This is a genomic window from Flavobacterium chungangense LMG 26729 (assembly GCF_000735715.2).
In the GTDB taxonomy this organism is placed as follows: Bacteria; Bacteroidota; Bacteroidia; order Flavobacteriales; family Flavobacteriaceae; genus Flavobacterium; species Flavobacterium chungangense.
In genome coordinates this window covers 707,750-730,662 of record NZ_JASY01000002.1, presented here as the reverse complement: position 1 = coordinate 730,662, position 22,913 = coordinate 707,750, and the positions used below count along the sequence as shown (strand labels likewise).

Sequence of the window (22,913 nt, the reverse complement as noted above, 5' to 3'; positions counted from 1 at the left end):
TGTATATAAATATTAAAATCTTAATAATTCGATTAATAGTGGCATTTACCGCATTCTAAACCTCCCATTTGCGCTGCAGTCAATTTCTCTACACCGTATTTTTTAGAAAGTTCAGCATGAATTTTATCATAATATGCATTTCCTTCCATCTTAACATCAGTTTTTCTATGGCAATCAACACACCATCCCATTGTTAATTTAGAATATTGCTTCATGATTTCAAACTCCTCAACAGGACCGTGACAAGTTTGACATTCAACACCTGCAACATTTACGTGTTGTGAGTGATTGAAATACACAAAATCAGGTAAATTATGAATACGAACCCATTTAACAGGCTGTGTTTTTCCAGTGTAAGCTTGTTTTGCCTTATCCCATCCAACAGCATCGTATAATTTTTGAATTTGAGCATCATAGAACGCTTTACTGTACTCAGGTGTCGCAGTAGTCTCAGCAACCTCAGAAATATTTTTATGACAGTTCATACAAACATTCAAAGAAGGAATACCCGCATTTTTACTTACACGAGCAGCTGAGTGACAATATTTACAATTGATCTCATTATCACCAGCGTGAATTTTGTGAGAGTAGTGAATTGGCTGAATTGGCTCGTAGTTTTGATCTACACCAACTTGCATCAAGAATCCGTACACAAAGTAACCACTAGCTAAAAGCAAGAATATAGAAGTAACTAATACTAAAAATTGATTTCTAGCAAATGCTTTCCAAATTGGAGTTCTAGCGTCTTTAGGCCCAACTACAATCCCATTGTTACTTGCAACTTTAGTTAATACTTTGTTCACCATGAACAACATAACAACTAAAATAGCCATAACAAGCGCAAGAGCACCTAAAATAATATTATTAGATATTCCTCCTCCTTCAACTTTTCCCCCAGGAGGAACAGTTCCAGGAGTACCAGCAGCTGGCTCAGCTTTAACTTCAGAAGTATAAGCTATAATATTATCAATATCACCTTCTGACAATTGAGGAAAAGAAGTCATTACAGACTTGTTATTTTCTTCAAAAAGCTTAACAGCAACTGCATCTCCTGATTTAATCATATCAGAACTATTATGCACCCACTTGTAAATCCAAGCCATGTCATGTTTACCAGCAACCCCTCTTAAAGCAGGACCAGTAGATTTAGCATCTAATTTGTGACATGCAGCGCAATTTGCATTAAAAAGTTCTTTCCCTTTTACAGGATCACCACTTCCAGATGCAGCAGCCGGAGCAGCCGCAGCTTCAGTTGCCGCAGGAGCTGCAGCCGGATCTTGAGCAAATGAAGTTAGGGAGAAAATCAGGGTTAGCGATAAGCTAAACAGCAATTTTCTTGAGATCGAATTATGGTTACCCACCTTTTTCATATAGTATAATAATTATCTACTAATTTTTGGTATGGTTTTTTCTGTATCAAATAAGCAAAAACCGAATACCCTCTTTTAAAACTTGCACAAAAATACAATTTAAGTACTATTCTCAAAACCTTAAAATAGTCTTAAATATCAATTTATATCAATTCTAAATAATAAGAACATTTCACAGATAAACTTTAAATATTACTTTTGTATAAAAACCATCACATTATGAGAATTTTAACTCCTTCAAAAAAGATTTTACTATCAATATCCATGTTTGGTTTAACCTACAATATTAATGCTCAAGACCAAAACATTACCTTAAATCAAGACTCTAAATTTGAGCAATTATTGAATGATAAGCGTAAAATTAACACGTCAATTAGTACCAACGAAACATACAAAATTCAAATTTTCAGTGGCAAAAGCGAGGAAGCAAAAAAAACATTATCGAATTTTAAAAGAGAATTTAACCCAATTGACGGCACTATAATTTTCAATACTCCCAACTATAAAGTTATCGTTGGAAATTTCAAAACCAGAATTGAAGCTGAACGAAATTTGGAAGAAATCAAAAAAAAATACAAAAGCGTTTTCCTTGTTAAACCAAGCAAATAGAATTAAAAAAAACTAAAAAAGGATTACTTAAACAGTAATCCTTTTTTTTGCGTATTCGAGGTAAGCCTAACCATCAATAAAAGTAGATTTCAGCATCAAATTTTCTTAATTTTTCTTTATATATAAAACATACTCCTTTTCGACATTAAACTCAAATAATAACTTTATATCATGATACCATGATTGCTTTATAAACTTTCGAATGTTAATTTCATTCTTGTATTTACAAGTTAAAATCATTTTTTAAACTTTTCTAATAGACAATTTTTACAGCAGACACAACCATAGACATAGCTCCTTAATTAAAACTTTTAGCTTAGCAAGTTGTTACTTTTAAACAATATTCGTCCTCTATCGAAATAATATATAAATAGTACTAATTAATTTTTATATTTGTTAACTACATTTTTAAAGCTCGCGCCATTTTTTATTCACATCATCTCAAAGTTTGTTTTTGAAGGAATTAAAAACTAATCAAGAGACAAAGAGCATTTAAAGTGATTTTACACAAAGCGATATCACTTCCCTATATCCAATAATATTTAATTTCAAATTCTTTAAAGCTACTATTTTGAGAAGACCAGCTTTCATTGATTTACTAATAATTTCTCACTCCCTAAATAACCTATCAATCCTAATACGTATTGCTTTATTACTTAAATAATCAAAAAAGTACTATATAATTTACAATATAATACGAAGCATTTTCAGTCTTACAACTATAAAGAAACATTTATCTGCAGGTGAGAACTAAACCACTCTGCACCGAAAGTACAGAATACCATTCCTTCAATTCAGGAAATTCCATCTGCAATTTTCTTAAAGTTCTTCCTTTGATTTTTTTTTAAAAATCGATCTAACATTCTGACTTGATGCACACTCGATATGCATTTGAACATGGTCTGAACTAACACCCCCTTTTAAAATTTCAATTCCTTCAGCTTCACAGATTTGAATCAAGATATCAAGGCAACGCTTTTGAATATCTTCTTTCAAAACTTCAAATCTATATTTAGTAACCCAAACAACATGACATGTTAGTCCGCTTACTGTGTACGAACCTTTCCTTAGATCTGTACGCATATCTAATTATAAAGATTTTTTCGCATTATTAAAGTACTGCAATAAATTGAAGGATTTTAACCCAATGAGACCAATAAAAAAGTCCCAATTTTCATTGGGACTTTAATTTTATTATTAAATTTTATTTCAATTTCTTTTTGATTGCTACTTCATGATAAGCTTCAATAACATCTCTTTCTTCGATGTCGTTGTAACCTTTAATCTGAATACCACAATCATAACCTTTAGACACTTCTTTCACATCATCTTTAAAACGTTTCAAGGCTACAAGTTCACCTGTGTGTACTACTACTCCTTCTCTGATAACTCTAATCTTAGAAGTCCTCATAATCTTACCGTCCATTACCATACAACCAGCGATTGAACCCACTTTAGAAATTTTGAAAATCTCACGAATTTCAGCAGTCCCTAAGATTTCTTCTTTCATCTCTGGAGCTAACATTCCTTCCATCGCATCTTTCAAGTCATCGATAGCAGCATAAATAATAGAATAGTAACGAATATCAATTTCTTCTTTATCAGCCAGCTGTCGCGCATTTCCTGCAGGACGAACGTTAAATCCGATAATAATCGCATCAGAAGCAGAAGCCAACATAACGTCAGTCTCAGTAATTGCTCCAACACCTTTATGAATAATATTAATTTGAACTTCTTCTGTAGAAAGTTTAGAGAACGAATCTGATAATGCTTCAACAGATCCATCAACGTCTCCTTTAAGGATCACATTCAATTCTTTAAACTGACCAAGCGCAATACGACGACCAATTTCGTCAAGCGTAATATGTCTTTGTGTACGTACTGATTGTTCACGCATTAATTGAGAACGTTTTGATGCAATTTGTTTTGCTTCTTTTTCGTCTTCAAAAACGTTAAACTTATCACCCGCAGTGGCAGCACCATCTAAACCTAATACTGATACCGGTGTTGAAGGTCCTGCCTCTTTTACGATATGCCCACGTTCGTCATGCATAGCTTTAATTTTACCATGATGCTTACCTGCCAACATATAGTCTCCAACTTTTAAAGTTCCATGTTGAACCAAAATTGTAGAAACATATCCTTTTCCTTTATCTAAGAAAGCCTCAACTACAGTTCCCTGTGCTGCTTTATTTGGATTCGATTTTAAATCTAAAATTTCAGCCTCCAATAAAACTTTTTCTAATAATTCTTTTACCCCTGTTCCAACTTTTGCAGAAATATCATGTGACTGAATTTTTCCACCCCAATCTTCAACAAGTAAATTCATCCCAGCCAAACGCTCTTTGATTTTCTCAACATTCGCATTTGGTTTATCAATTTTATTGATTGCAAATATAATTGGCACTCCTGCAGCTTGTGCGTGAGAGATTGCCTCTTTTGTTTGTGGCATGATATCATCATCCGCCGCTACAACAATAATTGCGATATCGGTAACCTGAGCTCCACGTGCACGCATAGCGGTAAATGCCTCGTGACCCGGCGTATCTAAGAATGCGATCTTTTGACCATTATCCAAAGTTACTCCATAAGCTCCAATATGCTGTGTAATTCCACCCGACTCACCAGCGATAACATTTTCTTTACGAATATAATCCAGTAAAGATGTTTTACCGTGATCGACGTGCCCCATTACAGTAACAATCGGTGCTCTAACTACTAAATCTTCTTCTTTATCTTCAATAACTTCAATAGCATCTTCGATATCAACAGTAATAAACTCAACCTCATAACCAAATTCATCAGCTACGATGGTCAAAGTTTCAGCATCTAAACGCTGGTTCATGGTAACCATGATTCCAAGTGACATACAAGTTCCAATTACCTTGGTAATAGGCACATCCATCATGATTGCAATTTCACCTACAGTAACAAACTCAGTAACTTTAATAGTTTTACTTCCTTCATCAAGTGCTCTTTGCTCTTCATCAGATTTCTGACGGTGCGTATCTCTTTTATCTCTTCTATATTTAGCTGCTTTTGATTTACCACCTTTCCCTTGAAGTTTTTCAAGAGTTTCTCTAATTTGGTTTTTTACTTCCTCTTCAGTAGGCTCTACTTTAGCTACAATAGCAGGGCGATTTCCTTTTACAAAACCAGGTCTCGCACTTCTGTTAGCATTAAAACCTCCTCCTGTTCCAGCAGCATTTGGTGTTATTTTGTTAGGATTTGGAGTTCCTGGCACATTCCCTGTTGCAGGTCTTGGTGTACCAGGAGTACCTGGCTTAGGAACAATCCTCTTACGCTTATTTTTATTAGCATTATTGTTTGCTCCAGGAGCACCTGGTTTATTTGGTGTTATCTTTGGATCCTCTTTCTTTTTCTTCGGTTTGTTGAATTGAGACAAATCAATTGTTTGTCCTGTAAGAGTCGTTCCTGATAATTTTTGATATTGTGTAGTGATAATCTCTTCTGCAGTTTCTGGATCAGTTGCAACAACCGGTTCTTTAGCTGTTTTAGAAACATCAACTTTCACTTCTTTTTTCTCAGTAATAATAGGTTTTTCTACCTTTTTCTCTTCAGAAACTACAGGAGCAGAAACTGGCTCTGCCTGTACAGTCTCTTTCTGAACTGGTTTTTCTGTTTGAACAGGAGGAGTAACGACAGCTTTTGGTTCCTCAACTTTAGCAGTCTCTTCGGGTACCGAAACAGCAGCAGGTTTTTTTGGATTCAAATCAATTTTACCTACCTGAACAGGACCTGTTACAACAGCTCTCGCTTTTATAATCTCCTGCTGTTTTTGGCGCTCCTCATCTTGTCTGCGTTTGTCTTCAATTTCTTTCTCACGCTCTACACGAAGTGCTTCTTTTTCTTTTCTTTTTTCTTCTCCAACTTCTTTAGAAGCTTCCTTATTCCCCTTATCGCCCGCAAATTGGCTTTGTAGGATATTAAATTCGCTATCAGAAATTTTTGCATTCGGATTTGCATCAATAGCAATTCCCTTATCTTTTAGATAATCAACAGCTCTTTCTAACGAAATATTTAATTCCCTTAAAACCTTGTTTATTCTTATTACTCTCTCTTCAGACATATAACCTTTTTATTATTACCTTTTTCGTTGTGTTGTTAGAGCAGATACAACTAGCTATCAAACTCTTCTTTTAGTATTTTCATAACATCAAGAATTGTTTCCTCTTCTAAATCTGTTCTTCTTACTAAATCTTCTACTTCTTGTTTCAAAATACTTTTTGCAGTATCTAAACCTATTTTAGCAAATTCTTCTATTACCCATCCTTCAATTTCATCTGAAAACTCTGTTAATTCAACATCATCTTCATCTGCAGTTGCACCGGCAACATCTCCTTCGCGAATTACATCTAATTCGTAACCCGTTAACTGACCCGCCAATTTAATATTATGACCTCCTCTACCAATTGCTTTAGAAACTTCTTCTAATTTCAAGAAAACTTCTGCTCTTTTGTTTTCTTCATCTATTTTGATAGAAGAAACTTTAGCAGGACTCAATGCTCTTGTAATAAACAATTGAATATTATTTGTGTAGTTAATCACATCAATGTTTTCGTTTCCTAACTCACGAACAATTCCATGAATACGAGATCCCTTCATACCTACACAAGCTCCAACCGGATCGATTCTGTCATCATAAGAATCTACGGCAACTTTCGCTTTTTCGCCAGGAATACGAACTACATTTTTAACTGTAATTAAACCATCAAATACCTCTGGAATTTCCTGCTCAAATAACTTTTCTAAAAACTTCTCAGAAGTTCTTGACATTATAATTTGAGGTTTATTCCCTTTTAATTCAACACTTTCAATGATTCCGCGAACATTATCACCTTTACGGAAAAAATCAGATGGGATTTGTTTTTCTTTTGGAAGCACAATTTCATTCCCCTCATCATCAACCAAAATTACAACTCTTGGACGTACGTGATGCACTTCGGCAGTATAAATATCGCCAATAATATCTTTAAACTGCTTGTAAAGATTTGTATTGTCGTGTTCGTGAATTTTAGATATTAAGTTTTGACGCAATGCCAAAATAGCTCTTCTTCCTAAATCAATCAATTTTACCTCTTCAGAAACTTCTTCACCAATTTCAAAATCCGCCTCGATCATTCTTGCTTCAGTCAAAGTAATTTCTTCATTTTCAAAATCAAGATCTTCGTCAGCAACAATTACTCTTCTTCTCCATATCTCCATATCTCCTTTGTCAGGATTTATAATGATATCAAAGTTATCATCAGAACCGTATTTTTTCTTTAGTGCATTTCTAAACACGTCTTCTAAAATTGCCATAAGCGTTACACGATCAATAAGTTTATTATCTTTAAACTCTGAGAATGAATCGATTAATGCTAAATTTTCCATGCGAATTCTTTAAATTAAAATGTTACTGTAACAATTGCCTCTTTAATTTCTGTATAAGGTATTTGTTGCTCTTTTTGAACTGTTTCTTTTCCTTTTCCTACTTTTTTCGGTTCTCTTGCTTCCCAAGACAAAATTATAAAAACATCGTTAGCTTCCACTAATTCTGCTTCAATTTTTTCACTATTTGTAGTAACAATCAATGTTCTACCAATATTTTTTATGTATTGTCTTGTAAATTTCAATGGCGAACCTACTCCAACAGATGCAACTTCAAGAGAAAAATCCTGTTCTTCACGATCCAGATTATTCTCGATTGCACGACTAATATCGATACAATCCTGAAGTGCTACTCCATTATCCCCATCTAAACCTACACTAATTTTAAAAGAATCAGAAATACTTAAATCAATCAAAAAGATTGACGGCTTTTCTAAAAGAGCCTCCGTAATTAATGCGTTTACTTTTTCTTTAAATGTCATAATTTTATAAAAAGAGGGGACACTTAGTCCCCTCATTATTTAGATTTTAATAAATAACGGTGCAAATATAGTGTTTTTTTTATAAATCAAATAATTAGATTGCTCTAATAATATTCCTTATCTTTATAAGAGCATTAAAATAACGGATTATTCAATAATTTAACCTCAAAAAATTATGAAACGAATTTTAGTCCCTACTGACTTCTCAGAACATGCAGAAGACGCCTTAAAAGTTGCAGCACAAATAGCACACAAACACAATTCAGAAATCATCCTGCTTCATATGCTGGAATTACCAAGCCAAATGAATGACGCAATTACCGGCGGAGCAAGTATTCCCGAAACAATGTTATTTATGAGAAAAGCTAATGAGATGCTGGATAAAATTACTGAAAAACCTTACCTTCAAGGCCTTTCCGTAACTGAAATCTTAAAAATTGACAAAACAATCCATGGAATCTCTCAAGTCAGCAAAGAAAACGACATTGATTTAATCATAATGGGATCACATGGTTCTTCAGGTGTTGAGGAATTACTAATTGGATCTAATACTGAAAAAGTAGTTCGAAATTCTGATATTCCCGTTTTGGTTATTAAAAAAGATATTTCAAATTTTAACGCATCTACTATTGTTTTTGCTTCAGATTTCACAGAAGAATCCAAAAAACCTTTTAAAAAACTATTAAACTTCACAGAATTCTTTGATTCAAAAATACACTTAGTTACTATTTGCACACCAAATAGCTTCAAACCAACTCATATTATTGAAAAAGCGATGAAAGATTTTGTAAACGTATTTAACCTTACTAATTATTCGACTCACATATATAATGACACCAATATTGAAAAAGGAATTATTAATTTTTCAAATAGCATTAATGCAGACATTATCGGAATGTGTACACATGGAAGAACAGGCTTCGCTCACTTCTTTAACGGCAGTATTAGCGAAGGCCTGGTAAATCATGCAGCAAGACCCGTTATAACATTTAAAATTTAAAATCTAAATAAAAAAAGAAAACCATTTTAAAATTAAAATGGTTTTCTTTTTTTATTTAGATTTTCTGGTCGACTCTCTTTCTTTCAATTTTGTTTTAATAACAATTGTTTCATAATCGGAAGTTTCACCTTCTTCTTCCTCAAGCCTTGAAATTAATCGCTTAGCCGCAACTTCTCCTATTTCAATTCCGTGCTGACTTACAGTTGTCAAACTCGGAGACAAACGCCTTGATGCCAAAATACCGTCCGCAAAACCTATTATTGAAATATCATCCGGAACATTAAATCCTTTTTTCAAACTAACTCTTAAAGCTGCAACTGAATCATTTTCGTCCAAAGCAAAAATTCCGTCAATTTTATGATCAAAAATCGCTTCAATTTTACTTTTCATATCATCTTCTGAATTAGTACGAAGAATTATCTTTTCGTTAACCGGAATATTATTATCCTTTAAGGCTTCTAAATATCCATCAGCTCTCAGTTTTCCAACACTCAAATTATCTACCGAAGAAATCAAGGCTATATTTTTACATCCTAAATTAATTAAATGCTGTGTTGAATTTAAAGCTGAATCAAAATCATCAACCACAACTTTATCACATTCAACCCCGTCAGCAATTCGATCAAACATTACAATTGGAGTTCCGTCATTGATGATTTCAGAAAAATGACTATACTCTTCCAAATTTTGTGCCTCTTGCGAAACAGAAAGAATGAATCCGTCAATAGTTCCATTGCTCAGCATTTCAAGCGTATGAATCTCCTTCTCTAGTGATTCATTTGAAATACAAGTAATTACATTATATCCTTTTTTATCAGCTACTTTTTCAATACCACTAAAAACTTTTGCAAAAAAAGAGTTTAATATATTAGGTATAATTACACCAATTGTTTTGGTTTTACGATTCTTTAAGTTCAAACCAATAACATTAGGCTTATAATTTTTGAGTTTGGCATACTCCTTAATTTTAACCTTTGTTTGCTCACTAATTTCAGGACTATCATTTAATGCCTTAGAAACTGTCGATACAGAAACACCAAGTTCTTTTGCTATTTGTTTTAGAGTTGCTTTAGCTTTCATTCGATTGAATTTTTATGTAATTAATACAAATATAATAGAATTGCCTAAAATAAAACAAAAAAGCCCTACCACTTATTAAAATTATCAAGGTCTTTCCCAAAACTAACACGCAAAACAATTAGACTGATTTAAACTTCACCTCACAAAAATTTTAACCTGATAAACATTATTTTAAAAAAACTAAAAAAAATTAGCTCATCTAAACATAAATATTATAATCAATATTTTTTATCGTTTTAATTTCAAAACTGACCCCCTGATTTTCAGCAGATAAAATAATCTTTTCAGGTATTTGGATTTAAAATAATTAATTGTACTTTTGCATCCCCTTTATTGGGGATGGAATGTTTAATTAAAATAATATTATGGACGCATTAAGCTACAAAACAGTTTCAGCAAACAAAGGCACTGTAACTAAAGAGTGGATTGTTGTTGACGCTGATGGTCATAACTTAGGACGTCTTGCTTCAAAGGTTGCGATGATCTTAAGAGGTAAGTACAAGCCAAGTTACACACCACACGTTGACTGTGGAGATAACGTAATTGTTATCAACTCAGAAAAAATTAACCTTACAGGTACAAAAATGAATGACAAAATTTACATGCGTCATACAGGTTACCCAGGAGGACAAAGAACTTTAACTGCTAAAGTATTGCAATCTAAAAACCCTGCATTATTAGTAGAAAAAGCTGTAAAAGGAATGTTACCTAAAAACAAATTAGGAGCTGAACTTTTTAGAAATCTAAATGTTGTTGTAGGTGCTGAGCATACTCACGGAGCTCAAAAACCTAGAACTGTTAACCTTAACGATCTTAAGTAATGGGAGTTATTCACAAAATCGGTAGAAGAAAAACCGCTGTTGCACGTGTTTATGTTTCTGAAGGAACAGGACAAATCACTGTAAACAAAAAAGAATTCGCAACTTACTTTCCTACTGCAACTTTACAGTACAAAGTTTTACAACCGCTTTCTATGACAGAAAACGCAAATAACTTTGACGTAAAAGTAAACGTTTACGGAGGTGGTTCAACTGGTCAGGCAGAAGCTGTAAGAATGGCATTAGCTCGTGCAATGTGTGAAGCTAACGCTGAAAACAGAGCGATTTTAAAACCAGAAGGTTTATTAACAAGAGATCCAAGAATGGTTGAACGTAAGAAATTCGGTCAGAAGAAAGCTCGTAAGAGATTCCAATTCTCTAAACGTTAATATTACCTGTCTTGTTCAGATGGCACAAGACACTATCAATTATTTATTGAAATTAAAAAACACAGTTGTTGTTGCTCTCCTATCGAGGTAGGATATAGTTTAGCATCTAAATGTATAAAGCCAGGAATCATTAGAAACCGCCATTTATACATTGCTAATCAACAGAACGTAAACTAGTACAAAAATGGCAAACAAAATAGAAGTAAAAGACTTACTAGAAGCAGGTGTTCACTTTGGACACATGACTAGAAAATGGGATCCAAACATGGCCCCTTACATTTATATGGAGCGTAATGGTATTCACATTATCAATCTATATAAAACTGCAGCTAAAATTGAAGAAGCTAATGAAGCTTTGAAAAAAATTGCTGCATCAGGTAGAAAAATCTTATTCGTAGCTACCAAAAAACAAGCTAAAGACATCGTTGCTGATAAAGCAAAAGCTGCAAACATGCCTTACATCACTGAAAGATGGCCTGGTGGAATGCTAACTAACTTCGTAACTATCAGAAAGGCAGTTAAAAAAATGTCTTCTATTGATAAAATGAAGAAAGATGGTACTTTCATGACACTTTCTAAAAAAGAGCGTTTACAAGTTGATCGTCTTCGTGCTAAATTAGAAAAAAACTTAGGTTCAATTGCTGATATGTCTAGACTACCTGCAGCATTGTTCGTAGTAGATATCAAAGCTGAACACATCGCAATAAAAGAAGCACAAAAATTAAACATTCCAGTTTTCGCAATGGTTGATACGAATTCTGACCCAAGAGAGGTTGATTACGTTATTCCTGCAAATGATGATGCTTCCAAATCAATTGACAAAATTTTATCTTTAGTAACTGCTGCCGTAATCGAAGGTCTTTCTGACAGAGGTTCTGAAAAAGAAACTGAAGTATTTACAGAAGAAGCTGCTGCTGAAGCTGCACCTGCTGTAGAGGCTGCACCTGCAACTGAAGAATAAATCAAATTTTAAATTCCAAATTTTAAATTCTAAAATCCAAACACAAATTAAAAACGTTTTGTTGATAATTTAATAAAATTGGAGTTTAGAATTTAAAAGATGGAATTTTTACTTTTAACATTAAAATTCAAAATATTATGGCAACAATTACTGCTGCAGACGTAAATAAATTAAGACAATCTACAGGTGCCGGAATGATGGACTGTAAAAAAGCTTTAGTTGAAGCTGATGGAGATTTCGATAAAGCTATACAAGTTCTTAGAGAAAAAGGACAAAAAGTTGCTGCTAATCGTTCTGACCGTGAGTCTTCTGAAGGAGCTGCTGTTTCATTTGTTAATGCTGACAAAACTAAAGGAGCTATCATCACTTTAAACTGTGAAACTGACTTCGTAGGTAAAAATGAAGCTTTCGTAACTTTGGCTAAAGATTTAGTAGAAAGAGCTATTAACTTCTCTAATAAAGAAGAATTCTTAGCTTCAGATTTCAACGGAATTACTGTTGCTGAAAAATTAATCGAGCAAACTGGAGTTATCGGAGAAAAAATCGAAATCGGTGGTTTTGAAATTTTAGAAGGTGCTTTTGTTGGATCTTATGTTCACGTTAACAAAATTGCTGCATTAACTGCAATTTCTGCTGAAATTCCTAACGCTGACGTTTTAACTAAAGATGTTTCTATGCAAGTTGCTTCTATGGGAGCTGATACATTATCTTACAAAGATTTTGATCCTGCTTTCGTTGAATCTGAACTTGCTGCTCGTATTGCTGTAATCGAAAAGGATAATGAAGAAGCAAAACGTTTAGGAAAAACTTTAAAAAATGTTCCTAAATATATTTCTTTCTCTCAATTAACTGAAGAAGTTTTGAAACAAGCTGAAGAAGATGCTAAAGCTGAATTAAAAGCTGAAGGTAAACCAGAGCAAATTTGGGACAAAATTATCCCAGGAAAAGTGCAGCGTTTTATCTCTGACAACACTACTTTAGATCAGGAAAAAGCATTACTAGATCAAAACTTCATCAAAGATGACAGTAAAAAAGTTGGTGATTATGTTAAAGGATACAATGTTGAAATCACAGGTTTCAAAAGAGTTACTTTAGGTTAATCTAAAATATTTTAAAATACAAAAGAGCGATTTGGAAATTTTCAAATCGCTCTTTTTTTATATCATTTATTTTTCATCGTAGACTCTCGCACAACAACCTTTGTTTTTAGCTCAATTGTCTTCGGCTCAAACACTCTCACCTCTTTACGACAAACTATCTCTTCCAATAACAAATTAAAAGCCTCTACTCCCATCTCATAATTGGGTTGATCAACAGTACTTAATTTTGGGGTGATCACCTGCGATACAAACCAATTACTAAAACCAATTACCGCAAATTGATTGGGCACTTGAATACCTTTCTCATTAAAATGCGCCAAAACACCTACTGCAACCAAATCTGTAATAACAAAAATCCCATCAATCCCCTTGTCTTCTTCTTCTAGAATTTGTTTAGCAAATTCAACACCTTGCTCAAAAGTGATGCTTTGACAAGAATAAACCAATGCAGGATCAAAAGAAATTCCATTTTTTTCTAAAGCTTTTTTGTACCCCAAAAAACGATCAATAGCATTTTGAGGATTTTCAAGCCCCCGAATATGAGCAATTCTTTTGCACCCCATATCAATTAAATGCTGCACCGCATCCATAGCTGCTTTTTGGTCATTAATAATAACTTTGGAACTAGGGATCAATTTAGAAATTTTATCAAACTGGACAAAAGGAATTTCTTTTTTAAGAATATCTTTAATATGAACATCGTCATTAGATTCATTAGAAAGCGACATGAGAATCCCATCTACTCTTTTATTAATCAAAAGTGCTACTTGCTTTTTTTCTAATTCTAAAGATTCATTAGACTGAAGAATAATTACCAAATAACCATTTTTCTCCGCTTCAGCAATAATACCATTTACAACGCCTGAAAAAAAATGATGTACTACTTCAGGAATAATAAGACCAATTGTTTTTGATTCTTTAGTCCTCAAATTCACGGCAAAACTATTGGGCGTATAATCAAGCTCTTTAGCCAAAGCAATAACAGCTTTCTTAGTTTTATCACTAACATCTGGATAATTTTTTAATGCTTTCGAAACAGTGGTAATAGATATACCTAAAGCTGAAGCTATTTCTTTTAAAGTAGTTTCTCTCATTAAACAAATATCGCAAAAAAAACTAGTCAAATCGAAAACGTTTTCGGGAAAATCGAAAACGTTTTCGTACAAAAAAAGCATTTTATTTTTTGTGATAAAATATACATTTGATAAAAAATCACGAAATAAATTACTAACTAAACAAATAAACCAACATGAAAACAAAAAATTCATTATTTAAAAAAATGGGAATAATTATAGCATTATTACTATTTAACATCAGTTTTTCTCAAAATTCAACTTTATCAGGTACTGTTACTGATGCAACTGGAGCTGGAATTCCAGGAGTAAATATTGCAATAAAAAATTCTGACAAAGCAACTGTTACAGACTTTGATGGAAAATATGCTTTTACAAATCTAAGAAACGAAACAGTAACTATTATTGCTACTTACATCGGATACAAAACAACTGAAATGAACATTCAAATAAATGGCAATACCATTCAAAACATTTCATTAGTTGAAGATGCAAATGTTTTAGACGATGTAGTAGTTACTGGAGTAGTAAACCCTAAAACCAAAATCAAATCCAGCGTTTCAATCACTACCCTAGGAACAGAGCAGATTACACAATCAGCACCAAGATCAACTGCTGAGATCTTCAGAACCATTCCTGGTATTCGTTCTGAATCTTCTGGAGGTGAAGGAAATTCAAATATCTCTGTACGTGGTGTGCCAATTTCTTCAGGTGGTTCTAAATATCTACAACTTCAAGAAGATGGACTTCCAGTATTATTATTTGGTGATATTGCATTTGCAACAGCAGATATCTTTACAAGATTTGACGGAAACATAGCTAAAATTGAAGCCATTCGTGGTGGATCAGCATCTACTTTATCTTCAAATTCACCAGGTGGAATTATCAACTTTATCAGTAAAACCGGTAAAACTGAAGGAGGTAACATCAGTACATCATTTGGATTAGATTACGGAAATTTCAGAACCGATTTGGATTATGGATCAAAAATTGGGGATGGATTGTATTTTCATATTGGTGGCTTTTACAGAACGGGTGAAGGAGTTAGAAAAACAGGATTTAACAGCAATAATGGCGGACAAATAAAATTCAACATTACAAAAGAATTTGAAAATGGTTCTATTACTCTTTATGCGAAATTCTTAAATGACAGAGCCGCTGCTTATATGCCTATGCCAGTAGCTGTTTCAGGTACAAATGCTAACCCAAATTGGAAAAGTGTTGATGGTTATGATGCTACAACTGGTGCTTTACAATCTATTTATTTGACTCATAGTGTTGGATTAGGACCTGACGGAAATGTGCGCAGAGAAGCTGTGTCTAACGGAATGCATCCTGTTTCAAAATCAATTGGTGCAAATGTTTCCTTTAATTTAGAAAACAATTGGAAAATTACCGATAACATTAGATTCTCATCTAATTCAGGTGGTTTTATCTCACCGTTTCCTGCTGAACTGGCATCTGCTTCGACAATTGCAAACTCTTTTGGAGCTGGATCAACTTTAAGCTACGCAGATAATGGAGTTGCTTTTAATACCCCAAACGGATTAGTAGCAAGAATTCACATGTTTGATACTCAACTAAACAATATGGGGAATTTCATGAACGATCTACGTTTGACTAAAAAATTCGATAAAATAGGCATTACAGCCGGTCTCTTTAAATCCATGCAAAATGTATCTATGTCATGGTTATGGAATTCCTACCTTCAAGAAGTTTCAGATGATAACCCTCGTTTAATTAATGTTAATGATGCTGGCGGAAATTCTTTATCTGAAAATGGATTATATGCTTATGGAACACCTGCCTGGGGGAATTTAGCCCGAAATTATGATACGCAATACAATGTTTCTGCCCCTTATGTTAATATATCTGTTGATGCAACTGAAAATTTATCATTTGAAGGAGGTTTACGTTATGACAAAGGAAAAGTAACAGGTTCATTTGCAGGAGGTGCCTCTACTACTTATGATATTAATAATGATGGTGAAATTTCTGCACCGGAACAAAATGTATTTGCAATTGACAATGCTAATCCAACAGCTGTAAACTATGATTACGATTATTATTCTTATACTTTAGGAGCAAACCTACTTTTAGCAAGCAGACAATCTGTATTTGCAAGAATAAGCAGAGGTGCTTCTGCCAAAGCCGATAGAATTTTATTTAGTGGATTAGATTATTTAGACGGAAATAAAATTAACGCTTTAGACTTTTTAACTCAGGCCGAAATTGGATTCAAACAAAAATTCGACAATGGTTACCTTTATGCTACAGCGTTTCACTCTAAAACAGATGAACAAGGCGGATTTGAAGCTACTTCAAACAGTATCATTAAAAACAATTACAAATCTATGGGTCTAGAGTTAGAAACTGCTTATAATGTTACTGATAATTTAGATTTGAGAGGTTCCTTAACCTATACAAAAGCTGAAATTACTTCAGGAGACAACAATGGTAATCAACCTAGAAGACAACCTAAATTAATGTATAGTTTTTTACCAACTTATAAATTCATGGATAATAAAAATACCCTTGGTTTAAGTTTTATTGGTCAAACCAAAGCGTATGCACAAGATTCAAATCAATTAGTTATGAATGGGTTTGTAATTGTAAATGGATTTGTTGAAGTAGGCATTGCAAAAGGATTATCTGTTAATGTTTCTGGAAACAACCTATTGAACACCTTAGCAATTACTGAAGCCGAAGAAGGAAGCATCACAGAAAACACAGTAAATTATGTTAGAGCAAGATCAATGACAGGAAGATCAATCTCAATGGCTCTATCATACAAATTTTAATTAGTTGTATTCATAAATTTCGTTGGTTACCAATTCCTGTACTTTTATAGTACAGGAATTGATTTTAAAACTTAAAAAAGCAATCATGACATTCTCTAAACCCAAGCTTAATTTTTGGCAAATTATCAATATGAATGTCGGCTTTTTTGGCATCCAATATAGTTTTGGTTTGCAACAAAGTGCTGTAAATCCTATTTATGATTTTTTACACGCAAGCCCGGATCAAATTCCGATATTAAATTTGGCAGGTCCTTTAACAGGCTTATTGATTCAACCCATAATTGGAGCAATGAGCGATAAAACCTGGCATCCAAAATGGGGCAGAAGAAAGCCTTATTTTTTTATAGGTGCAATTATTTGCAGTATCTCCTTATTTCTTTTTCCATTTAGCAGTTCGTTATGGATGGCTGCTGGTTTGCTTTGGATTTTAGACGTGGGTAATAATACCGCAATGGAACCTTATCGTGCTTTTATTGCTGATACACTTAATGAAGATCAGCAACCAATAGGTTTTCAGGCACAAAGTTTCTTTACAGGTTTTGGGCAATTTTTATCCTATATTTCTTTGTTTCTCTTTCCCATTATTTTTGCTGGATATACTGGAAAATTACCTAATTGGATTTATGCCTCTTTCTTTTTAGGAGCCATACTCTCGATAACTTCAATCTGGTGGAGTATGAAAAAAACGCCTGAAATTCCGCCAACCGAAGAAGAAATTAAACTAATTAAATCCGAACCTTTAAATATTTTTTCTCCCTTTATCGATACTTATAAAGCAGTGTTAGAAATGCCAAAAGTAATGTGGCAGCTTTTTCTGGTCTATTTATTTCAATGGTATGCCTTAATGTGTTTTTGGCAAAATAATTCAAAAAGTATTGCATTATCGGTTTGGAATCTAACTCCTGCTAACAAAACAGGTTATGAAAAAGCTGTGGAATGGAATGGCTTAATAGGTGCCTTTGGTTTTATTGTTACCTTTTCGGTTGCTTTTTATCTCGCTAAGTTAGCGAAACAGTACAGCCCAAAAATGGTTCATTTTGTTTGTCTTTTACTGGGAGCCGTTTCCTTTTTATTTTTTCCAATGATCCAAAATCAATATTGGTTTTTTGCAGTCATTATTGGCTACGGAATTGCCTGGGCAAGTATGATGGGAATTCCTTATCTGATGGTCGTTACAAACATTCCCAAAGAACGTTATGGGGTATATATGGGAATAATCAATATGATGATTGTGATTCCAATGATTGTTCAAAATCTCTCATTTGGGTTTGTATTAAAATATTTTCTAAATAATGATCCCCGTTTAGCCATAACTTTTGCAGGTACATTATTACTATTGGGCTCCCTAAGTACATTATTAATTAAAGTAAAAAAACAGTAATATTATGAGTACTGATAGCAATTATACAAAAGCAATTGAATTATTATACAATTCCTCCTCATCTGAAGGTTTTTTAGCAAGTGCGCAAAACATTTCAAATTACAAAAGAGTCTGGGCCCGGGATGGTGTAATCTGCGGATTAGCTGCTTTAGCATCAGGAGACAATAACTTGATTGCAACTTTCAGAAAAACGCTGGAAACACTGGCAAAAAACCAACATGACAACGGTACGATACCTTCTAACGTTATGACAAACGACAACAGTACCGAAGTGAGTTACGGTGGCTTAGCAGGAAGAGTCGATGCTGTCTCATGGTTTATTATTGGAATTTGTCAATATGCCTTTTACCAAAAAGCCCCTTCCTTTGTTGAAAGTCACAAGAAAAATATTGAAAAATGTTTAAATCAGATGGAAGCCTGGGAATTCAACAACAAACACTTGATGTATGTTCCGCTTTCAGGAAATTGGGCTGATGAGTACATTACTGACGGCTATGTTTTATACGATCAGCTGTTGCGTATTTGGGCACTGAGATCCTATAATTATTTTGTAAAAAAAAATGCGATCACTTCTAAAATTGAAAAAATAACACAACAAATTGAAATAAATTTTATCCCCAATTCTCAGGGAGAAAAATACCATGAAAGAGCCTATTATGAACTTCACTTTGATGATTACATGCCATGTTCCTTTTCACCGGCAGGATACAAAACACAATTTGATGCATTTGCAAATGCTCTGGCGTTGCTTTTAAACATTGGTCCGGTTCCATTTCAGGAAAAAATAATTCAGTATGCTGAAAAAATAAGAAATCAAAGACCATTAAAATTAGTTCCTGCTTTTTGGCCTCCTATTGAGGAAACAGATAGCGACTGGAATTTATTAAAAAACAATTTCAAATATGAATTCAGAAATTACCCCAATGAGTTTCATAACGGAGGCAGCTGGCCAATGGTTAATGGATTTTATGGTTTAGCATTACTCGCCAAAGAACAAAAAGAGGAAGCTAAAAAGCTTCTAAACGCAATAAATACAGCAAATCAAAAAGAGGACTTTAGCTTTTACGAAAACTTTAATACCCAAACCGAAAAACCAAATGGAGTTCCATTTTGTACGTGGAGCGCAGCAGCAGCCGTTTTGTTAAATCAGGGGATTACGACAAATTTCAAATTACTTGTTTAAAATGAAAAAGACAATCGACATTATATGTATCGGAGAATTACTCATTGACTTTATTGGCAATGAACTAAACACTCCTATTTCTAAAATAGAAAATTACGGCCGCTTTTTAGGCGGTTCGCCCACAAATGTAAGTATATATGGCTCAAAATTAGGATTAAAGACAGCCTTAGTTGCAAGTTGTGGCAACGATGGATTAGGGCATTTCATGTTAGAAAAATTAAACGAAAACCAGGTTATCACTTCCTGCATACATAAAATTGATGACCAGTCTTCATCTGTTATTTTTGTCTCTAAATCAAATGAAACACCAGAATTTATTCCATACAGGCAAGCAGATTATCATATAACCGAAGCACAGCTCCCGGACAGCTTACTTCAACAGTCTAAAATTTTTCATACCACTTGTTTTGCACTCAGTAAAAATCCGGCTCGTGAAACAATTTTGAAAAAAGCTAAAAAAGCATATCAACTGGGTTTGCAAACCAGTATTGATCTTAATTATTCAGACAAAATATGGCCTGAGAGAACCGAAGCCAAAGAGATTATCAAAGAATATTTAAGTACAAATCCGTTAGTGAAATTAAGTGATGATGATTGTTTTCGATGGTTTAATGAAATCAAAAGTGACGATTACATTTTTGATTATTTTCAGAAACAGGGTGCATCCACTATTTGCTTAACAAAAGGAAAAAACGGAGTAGTGATATTTGATTCAAAATTAGGAGTCATTACTAAAAAAGCCAATTTAGTCGAAAATATAAAAGACACTACAGGTGCCGGTGATGCATTCTGGACTGGCTTTTTGTATAGCAAACTAAAAGGAAAAGAACTACCGGAATGCATAAATACAGCCCAGGAACTGGCAGGTATTAAATTACAAAATATTGGAGAATTACCTAATAACGTACAACTTAGAGAATTTTAAAAAAAACGGTCCGTATTTTCATTCGGACCGTTTTTTATTTTTAACAATTTATACTTTACTTTTTACCAATAATAGGAAAATTTCTGGCTCGCATTAAAGCATCTGACTTAGGAGCTCTCCCTCTAAAGTTTTCATAAGCTTTTTCCTGATCAATAGTATTTCCTACACTAAAAACAGTGTCATAAAGTCTTTTAGCTATTTCTTTATCGTAAGCTCCTTTTCCTTCAGTAAAAGCCTCCCACGCATCAGCATTGATAACATCTGCCCATAAATAACTATAATATCCAGCAGAATAACCATCTCCTGAAAAAATATGCCCGAATTGCGGAATGCGGTGACGCATTACAATTTCTGACGGCATATGAAGTGCATCTAACGTTTCTTTTTCAAATTTATGAGGATCGATAGTTGTTGTAGCTAAATGCAGTTTCATATCTATTAAAGAACTTGAAATCGTCTCTACAGTAGCAAATCCTTCACCAAAATTAGCCGCTTTTTCAATTCTGTCTACTAAAGCCTTAGGCAATGGCTGATTTGTTTTATAGTGCAATGCAAATTTGTTCAATACTTCAGGAGTAGCCAACCAATGTTCTAACAATTGAGATGGAAATTCAACGTAGTCTCTTGCCACAGCTGTTCCTGCTAAACTTGGATAGGTTACATTTGAACATAATCCGTGAAGCGCATGGCCAAATTCATGAAATAAAGTCGAAGCATCATCCCATGAAATTAAAATTGGCTCGTTTTCAGCTCCTTTTATAAAATTACAATTATTCGATACAATTGTCAGTACATCATCATCTAATCTCTGTTGATTACGATATGCATTCATCCAGGCACCAGAACGCTTTCCGGCACGAGCATACGGATCAAAATACCATAAACCTACAACTTTGCCTGTTACCTTGTTGCTTACTTCCCACACGCGTACATCTTGGTGATAAACAGGTACATTTGTAATTTGTTTGAAATTTAAATCAAATAATTCACCGGCAACCCAAAACATACCTTCTCGCAGATTTTCTAACTGCAAATAAGGTTTAACCTCATTTTGATCCAAATCATATTTTGCTTTTCTGACTTTTTCAGCATAATAACGATAATCCCATGGCTGAATTTTGAATTTGCCTCCTTCAGCATCTACGATTTTCTGCATTTCAGCAACATCCTGATGTACTTTTTCTACAGCCGGTTCCCAAACTGACATCATTAAATCCAACGTTTTTTGAGGATCTTTTGCCATTTTATTTGATAAACTCCAGTCAGCAAAAGTTGGAAAACCAAGTAATTTTGCTTTTTGAGTTCTTAATTCTAAAATAGAAACCAAGGTTGTATTATTATCATTAGCGTTTCCGTTATCTCCTCTTTTTACGAAAATATCGAATGCTTTTTCTCTTAAATCTCTGCGAGTAGAAAAAGTCAAAAACGGCTCAATTGAAGAACGTGTGTTTGCTACACATCCTAAAGCATCGATTTTTCTTTCTTTTGCTTCAGCAATAGCGGCATTTTTTACTTCATTTGGCAGACCGTCAAAATCAGCTTCTGTTTTCAGTGCTACGTATTGATTTTGCTCTTCTGCTAATAAATTTTGACTAAAACGGGTAAAAAGCGATGCGAGTTCTTTGTTTGTTGCTGCTACTTTCTCTTTATTCTGATCGTTTAATTTTGCTCCCTGACGAACAAGATTGGTATAATACAACCAAATTAAACGCTGCTGTTCACTAGTTAATTTTTTACTTCCTTTAGCATAGTAAAGCGTTTCAACTCTTGTAAATAATTTTTTATTCTGATTAATTTTGTCACTAAACTCAGAAAATTTAGGTGACATTTCTCTGTCGATAGCACTAAATTCAGTACTGCTTAAATTCGATCTGTAAATCCCATAAACAGTAGAAACCCGATCCATCGTTTTTCCCGAACGCTCCAGGGCCGCAATTGTATTATCAAAAGTCGGTGCTTTTGGATTATTGGCAATGGCGTCAATTTCATTTAATTTTTCCTGAATAGCAAATTCAATTGCCTGTTTAAAATCCGAAACCTTGTATTCATTAAAAGCTGGTACACCTCCGTAAGGTCCTGTCCATTTTTTAAGCAAAGGATTATCTCCTTTGTTTTGTGCATTTATCGCAAAAAAAGCTGTTCCCATGAGAAAAATTGATATTAATTTTTTCATATTGTTATTTTGAATTAGTAATACTTCAAAAGTATCCAAAATTTACCAATCTGAAGTGATTTTTAACATCCGCAAAAATCCTTTTAGTTTTAAGAAATCAATTCTATTAAAGATAGAAAAAATTAAATGCATAAACAATTTGCCCTTATTCTATTCTATATTTGTTTATCAAAACCA

17 protein-coding genes and 1 pseudogene are annotated in these 22,913 nt (G+C 33.7%); 10 read left to right on the top strand and 8 right to left on the bottom strand.

Annotated elements, in window-relative coordinates; all coding sequences use genetic code 11:
- Window positions 1-32: 32 nt before the first annotated feature.
- Window positions 33-1,370, bottom strand: a complete 1,338-nt coding sequence (locus tag JE46_RS06325) for a cytochrome c3 family protein (RefSeq protein WP_031454416.1) — start codon at window positions 1,368-1,370, stop codon at window positions 33-35.
- A gap of 219 nt (window positions 1,371-1,589) precedes the next feature.
- On the opposite strand from JE46_RS06325, the gene JE46_RS06320 reads away from it, so the two are divergent.
- Window positions 1,590-1,979: an SPOR domain-containing protein gene (locus JE46_RS06320; protein ID WP_031454415.1), complete on the top strand. Its 390-nt coding sequence runs from the start codon at window positions 1,590-1,592 to the stop codon at window positions 1,977-1,979.
- Window positions 1,980-2,757: 778 nt separating this feature from the next.
- Here JE46_RS06320 and tnpA read toward each other — a convergent pair.
- The 4 genes and pseudogenes from tnpA to rimP form a co-directional block, all read right to left on the bottom strand.
- Window positions 2,758-3,062: pseudogene (gene tnpA, locus JE46_RS06315) on the bottom strand (IS200/IS605 family transposase); the annotation flags it as partial.
- Window positions 3,063-3,183: 121 nt separating this feature from the next.
- Complete coding sequence (gene infB, locus JE46_RS06310; protein WP_031454414.1) at window positions 3,184-6,069, bottom strand: translation initiation factor IF-2; 2,886 nt, start codon at window positions 6,067-6,069, stop codon at window positions 3,184-3,186.
- 50 nt (window positions 6,070-6,119) lie between these two features.
- On the bottom strand, window positions 6,120-7,373 hold the full coding sequence (gene nusA / locus JE46_RS06305; RefSeq protein ID WP_017498147.1) for a transcription termination factor NusA: 1,254 nt from the start codon (window positions 7,371-7,373) through the stop codon (window positions 6,120-6,122).
- Window positions 7,374-7,387: 14 nt separating this feature from the next.
- Window positions 7,388-7,852 carry a ribosome assembly cofactor RimP gene (gene rimP, locus JE46_RS06300; protein WP_031454413.1) on the bottom strand — a complete coding sequence of 155 codons (465 nt, stop codon included), beginning with the start codon at window positions 7,850-7,852 and terminating at the stop codon, window positions 7,388-7,390.
- Window positions 7,853-8,027: 175 nt separating this feature from the next.
- On the opposite strand from rimP, the gene JE46_RS06295 reads away from it, so the two are divergent.
- The gene (locus JE46_RS06295; protein ID WP_031454412.1) at window positions 8,028-8,852 is read left to right on the top strand and encodes a universal stress protein; all 825 of its coding nucleotides are present in this window, start codon (window positions 8,028-8,030) and stop codon (window positions 8,850-8,852) included.
- A 51-nt stretch (window positions 8,853-8,903) separates the two neighbouring features.
- On the opposite strand, the gene JE46_RS06290 is transcribed toward JE46_RS06295, so the two are convergent.
- A complete protein-coding gene (locus JE46_RS06290) occupies window positions 8,904-9,932 on the bottom strand; it encodes a LacI family DNA-binding transcriptional regulator (protein ID WP_031454411.1) in 1,029 nt (342 codons plus the stop codon).
- Between the two features lie 365 nt (window positions 9,933-10,297).
- On the opposite strand from JE46_RS06290, the gene rplM reads away from it, so the two are divergent.
- The 4 genes from rplM to tsf all read left to right on the top strand — a co-directional run bounded on the left by rplM (window position 10,298) and on the right by tsf (window position 13,200).
- A complete protein-coding gene (gene rplM, locus JE46_RS06285; protein WP_031454410.1) occupies window positions 10,298-10,753 on the top strand; it encodes a 50S ribosomal protein L13 in 456 nt (151 codons plus the stop codon).
- Window positions 10,753-11,139, top strand: a complete 387-nt coding sequence (gene rpsI / locus JE46_RS06280; protein ID WP_031454409.1) for a 30S ribosomal protein S9 — start codon at window positions 10,753-10,755, stop codon at window positions 11,137-11,139. The genes rplM and rpsI overlap by 1 nt, the downstream gene beginning before the upstream one ends.
- Window positions 11,140-11,323: 184 nt before the next feature.
- The gene (gene rpsB, locus JE46_RS06275; RefSeq protein ID WP_031454408.1) at window positions 11,324-12,100 is read left to right on the top strand and encodes a 30S ribosomal protein S2; all 777 of its coding nucleotides are present in this window, start codon (window positions 11,324-11,326) and stop codon (window positions 12,098-12,100) included.
- A gap of 137 nt (window positions 12,101-12,237) precedes the next feature.
- Window positions 12,238-13,200 (top strand): translation elongation factor Ts, encoded by a 963-nt coding sequence (gene tsf, locus JE46_RS06270; RefSeq protein WP_031454407.1) that lies wholly within the window; start codon window positions 12,238-12,240, stop codon window positions 13,198-13,200.
- A 62-nt stretch (window positions 13,201-13,262) separates the two neighbouring features.
- Here tsf and JE46_RS06265 read toward each other — a convergent pair whose 3' ends face one another.
- Complete coding sequence (locus tag JE46_RS06265) at window positions 13,263-14,294, bottom strand: LacI family DNA-binding transcriptional regulator (protein WP_031454406.1); 1,032 nt, start codon at window positions 14,292-14,294, stop codon at window positions 13,263-13,265.
- 185 nt (window positions 14,295-14,479) lie between these two features.
- Between JE46_RS06265 and JE46_RS06260 the strand changes: the two genes are divergently transcribed.
- From JE46_RS06260 to JE46_RS06245, 4 genes are all read left to right on the top strand, one after another.
- A complete protein-coding gene (locus JE46_RS06260; RefSeq protein ID WP_236010740.1) occupies window positions 14,480-17,074 on the top strand; it encodes a TonB-dependent receptor domain-containing protein in 2,595 nt (864 codons plus the stop codon).
- Window positions 17,075-17,159: 85 nt separating this feature from the next.
- Window positions 17,160-18,455 carry an MFS transporter gene (locus JE46_RS06255; RefSeq protein ID WP_031454404.1) on the top strand — a complete coding sequence of 432 codons (1,296 nt, stop codon included), beginning with the start codon at window positions 17,160-17,162 and terminating at the stop codon, window positions 18,453-18,455.
- A gap of 4 nt (window positions 18,456-18,459) precedes the next feature.
- A complete protein-coding gene (locus JE46_RS06250) occupies window positions 18,460-19,638 on the top strand; it encodes a glycoside hydrolase 100 family protein (protein WP_031454403.1) in 1,179 nt (392 codons plus the stop codon).
- Between the two features lies 1 nt (window position 19,639).
- A complete protein-coding gene (locus JE46_RS06245; protein WP_031454402.1) occupies window positions 19,640-20,563 on the top strand; it encodes a carbohydrate kinase family protein in 924 nt (307 codons plus the stop codon).
- Between the two features lie 55 nt (window positions 20,564-20,618).
- Here the strand turns inward: JE46_RS06245 and JE46_RS06240 are convergent, their stop codons facing one another.
- Entirely contained in the window at window positions 20,619-22,736 is a 2,118-nt protein-coding gene (locus JE46_RS06240; protein WP_031454401.1) for a M3 family metallopeptidase, read from the bottom strand.
- Window positions 22,737-22,913 lie beyond the last annotated feature (177 nt).

Excerpts from the sequence above, each read along its gene's own strand:
- infB (WP_031454414.1), bottom strand. The coding sequence starts at position 6,069 with ATGTCTGAAGAGAGAGTAATAAGAATAAACAAGGTTTTAAGGGAATTA.
- JE46_RS06245 (WP_031454402.1), top strand. The coding sequence starts at position 19,640 with ATGAAAAAGACAATCGACATTATATGTATCGGAGAATTACTCATTGAC.
- rpsB (WP_031454408.1), top strand. The coding sequence starts at position 11,324 with ATGGCAAACAAAATAGAAGTAAAAGACTTACTAGAAGCAGGTGTTCAC.
- JE46_RS06325 (WP_031454416.1), bottom strand. The coding sequence starts at position 1,370 with ATGAAAAAGGTGGGTAACCATAATTCGATCTCAAGAAAATTGCTGTTT.
- JE46_RS06250 (WP_031454403.1), top strand. The coding sequence starts at position 18,460 with ATGAGTACTGATAGCAATTATACAAAAGCAATTGAATTATTATACAAT.
- JE46_RS06265 (WP_031454406.1), bottom strand. The coding sequence starts at position 14,294 with ATGAGAGAAACTACTTTAAAAGAAATAGCTTCAGCTTTAGGTATATCT.
- JE46_RS06255 (WP_031454404.1), top strand. The coding sequence starts at position 17,160 with ATGACATTCTCTAAACCCAAGCTTAATTTTTGGCAAATTATCAATATG.
- rpsI (WP_031454409.1), top strand. The coding sequence starts at position 10,753 with ATGGGAGTTATTCACAAAATCGGTAGAAGAAAAACCGCTGTTGCACGT.
- JE46_RS06295 (WP_031454412.1), top strand. The coding sequence starts at position 8,028 with ATGAAACGAATTTTAGTCCCTACTGACTTCTCAGAACATGCAGAAGAC.
- JE46_RS06260 (WP_236010740.1), top strand. The coding sequence starts at position 14,480 with ATGGGAATAATTATAGCATTATTACTATTTAACATCAGTTTTTCTCAA.
- rimP (WP_031454413.1), bottom strand. The coding sequence starts at position 7,852 with ATGACATTTAAAGAAAAAGTAAACGCATTAATTACGGAGGCTCTTTTA.
- JE46_RS06240 (WP_031454401.1), bottom strand. The coding sequence starts at position 22,736 with ATGAAAAAATTAATATCAATTTTTCTCATGGGAACAGCTTTTTTTGCG.
- tsf (WP_031454407.1), top strand. The coding sequence starts at position 12,238 with ATGGCAACAATTACTGCTGCAGACGTAAATAAATTAAGACAATCTACA.
- JE46_RS06320 (WP_031454415.1), top strand. The coding sequence starts at position 1,590 with ATGAGAATTTTAACTCCTTCAAAAAAGATTTTACTATCAATATCCATG.
- JE46_RS06290 (WP_031454411.1), bottom strand. The coding sequence starts at position 9,932 with ATGAAAGCTAAAGCAACTCTAAAACAAATAGCAAAAGAACTTGGTGTT.
- rplM (WP_031454410.1), top strand. The coding sequence starts at position 10,298 with ATGGACGCATTAAGCTACAAAACAGTTTCAGCAAACAAAGGCACTGTA.
- nusA (WP_017498147.1), bottom strand. The coding sequence starts at position 7,373 with ATGGAAAATTTAGCATTAATCGATTCATTCTCAGAGTTTAAAGATAAT.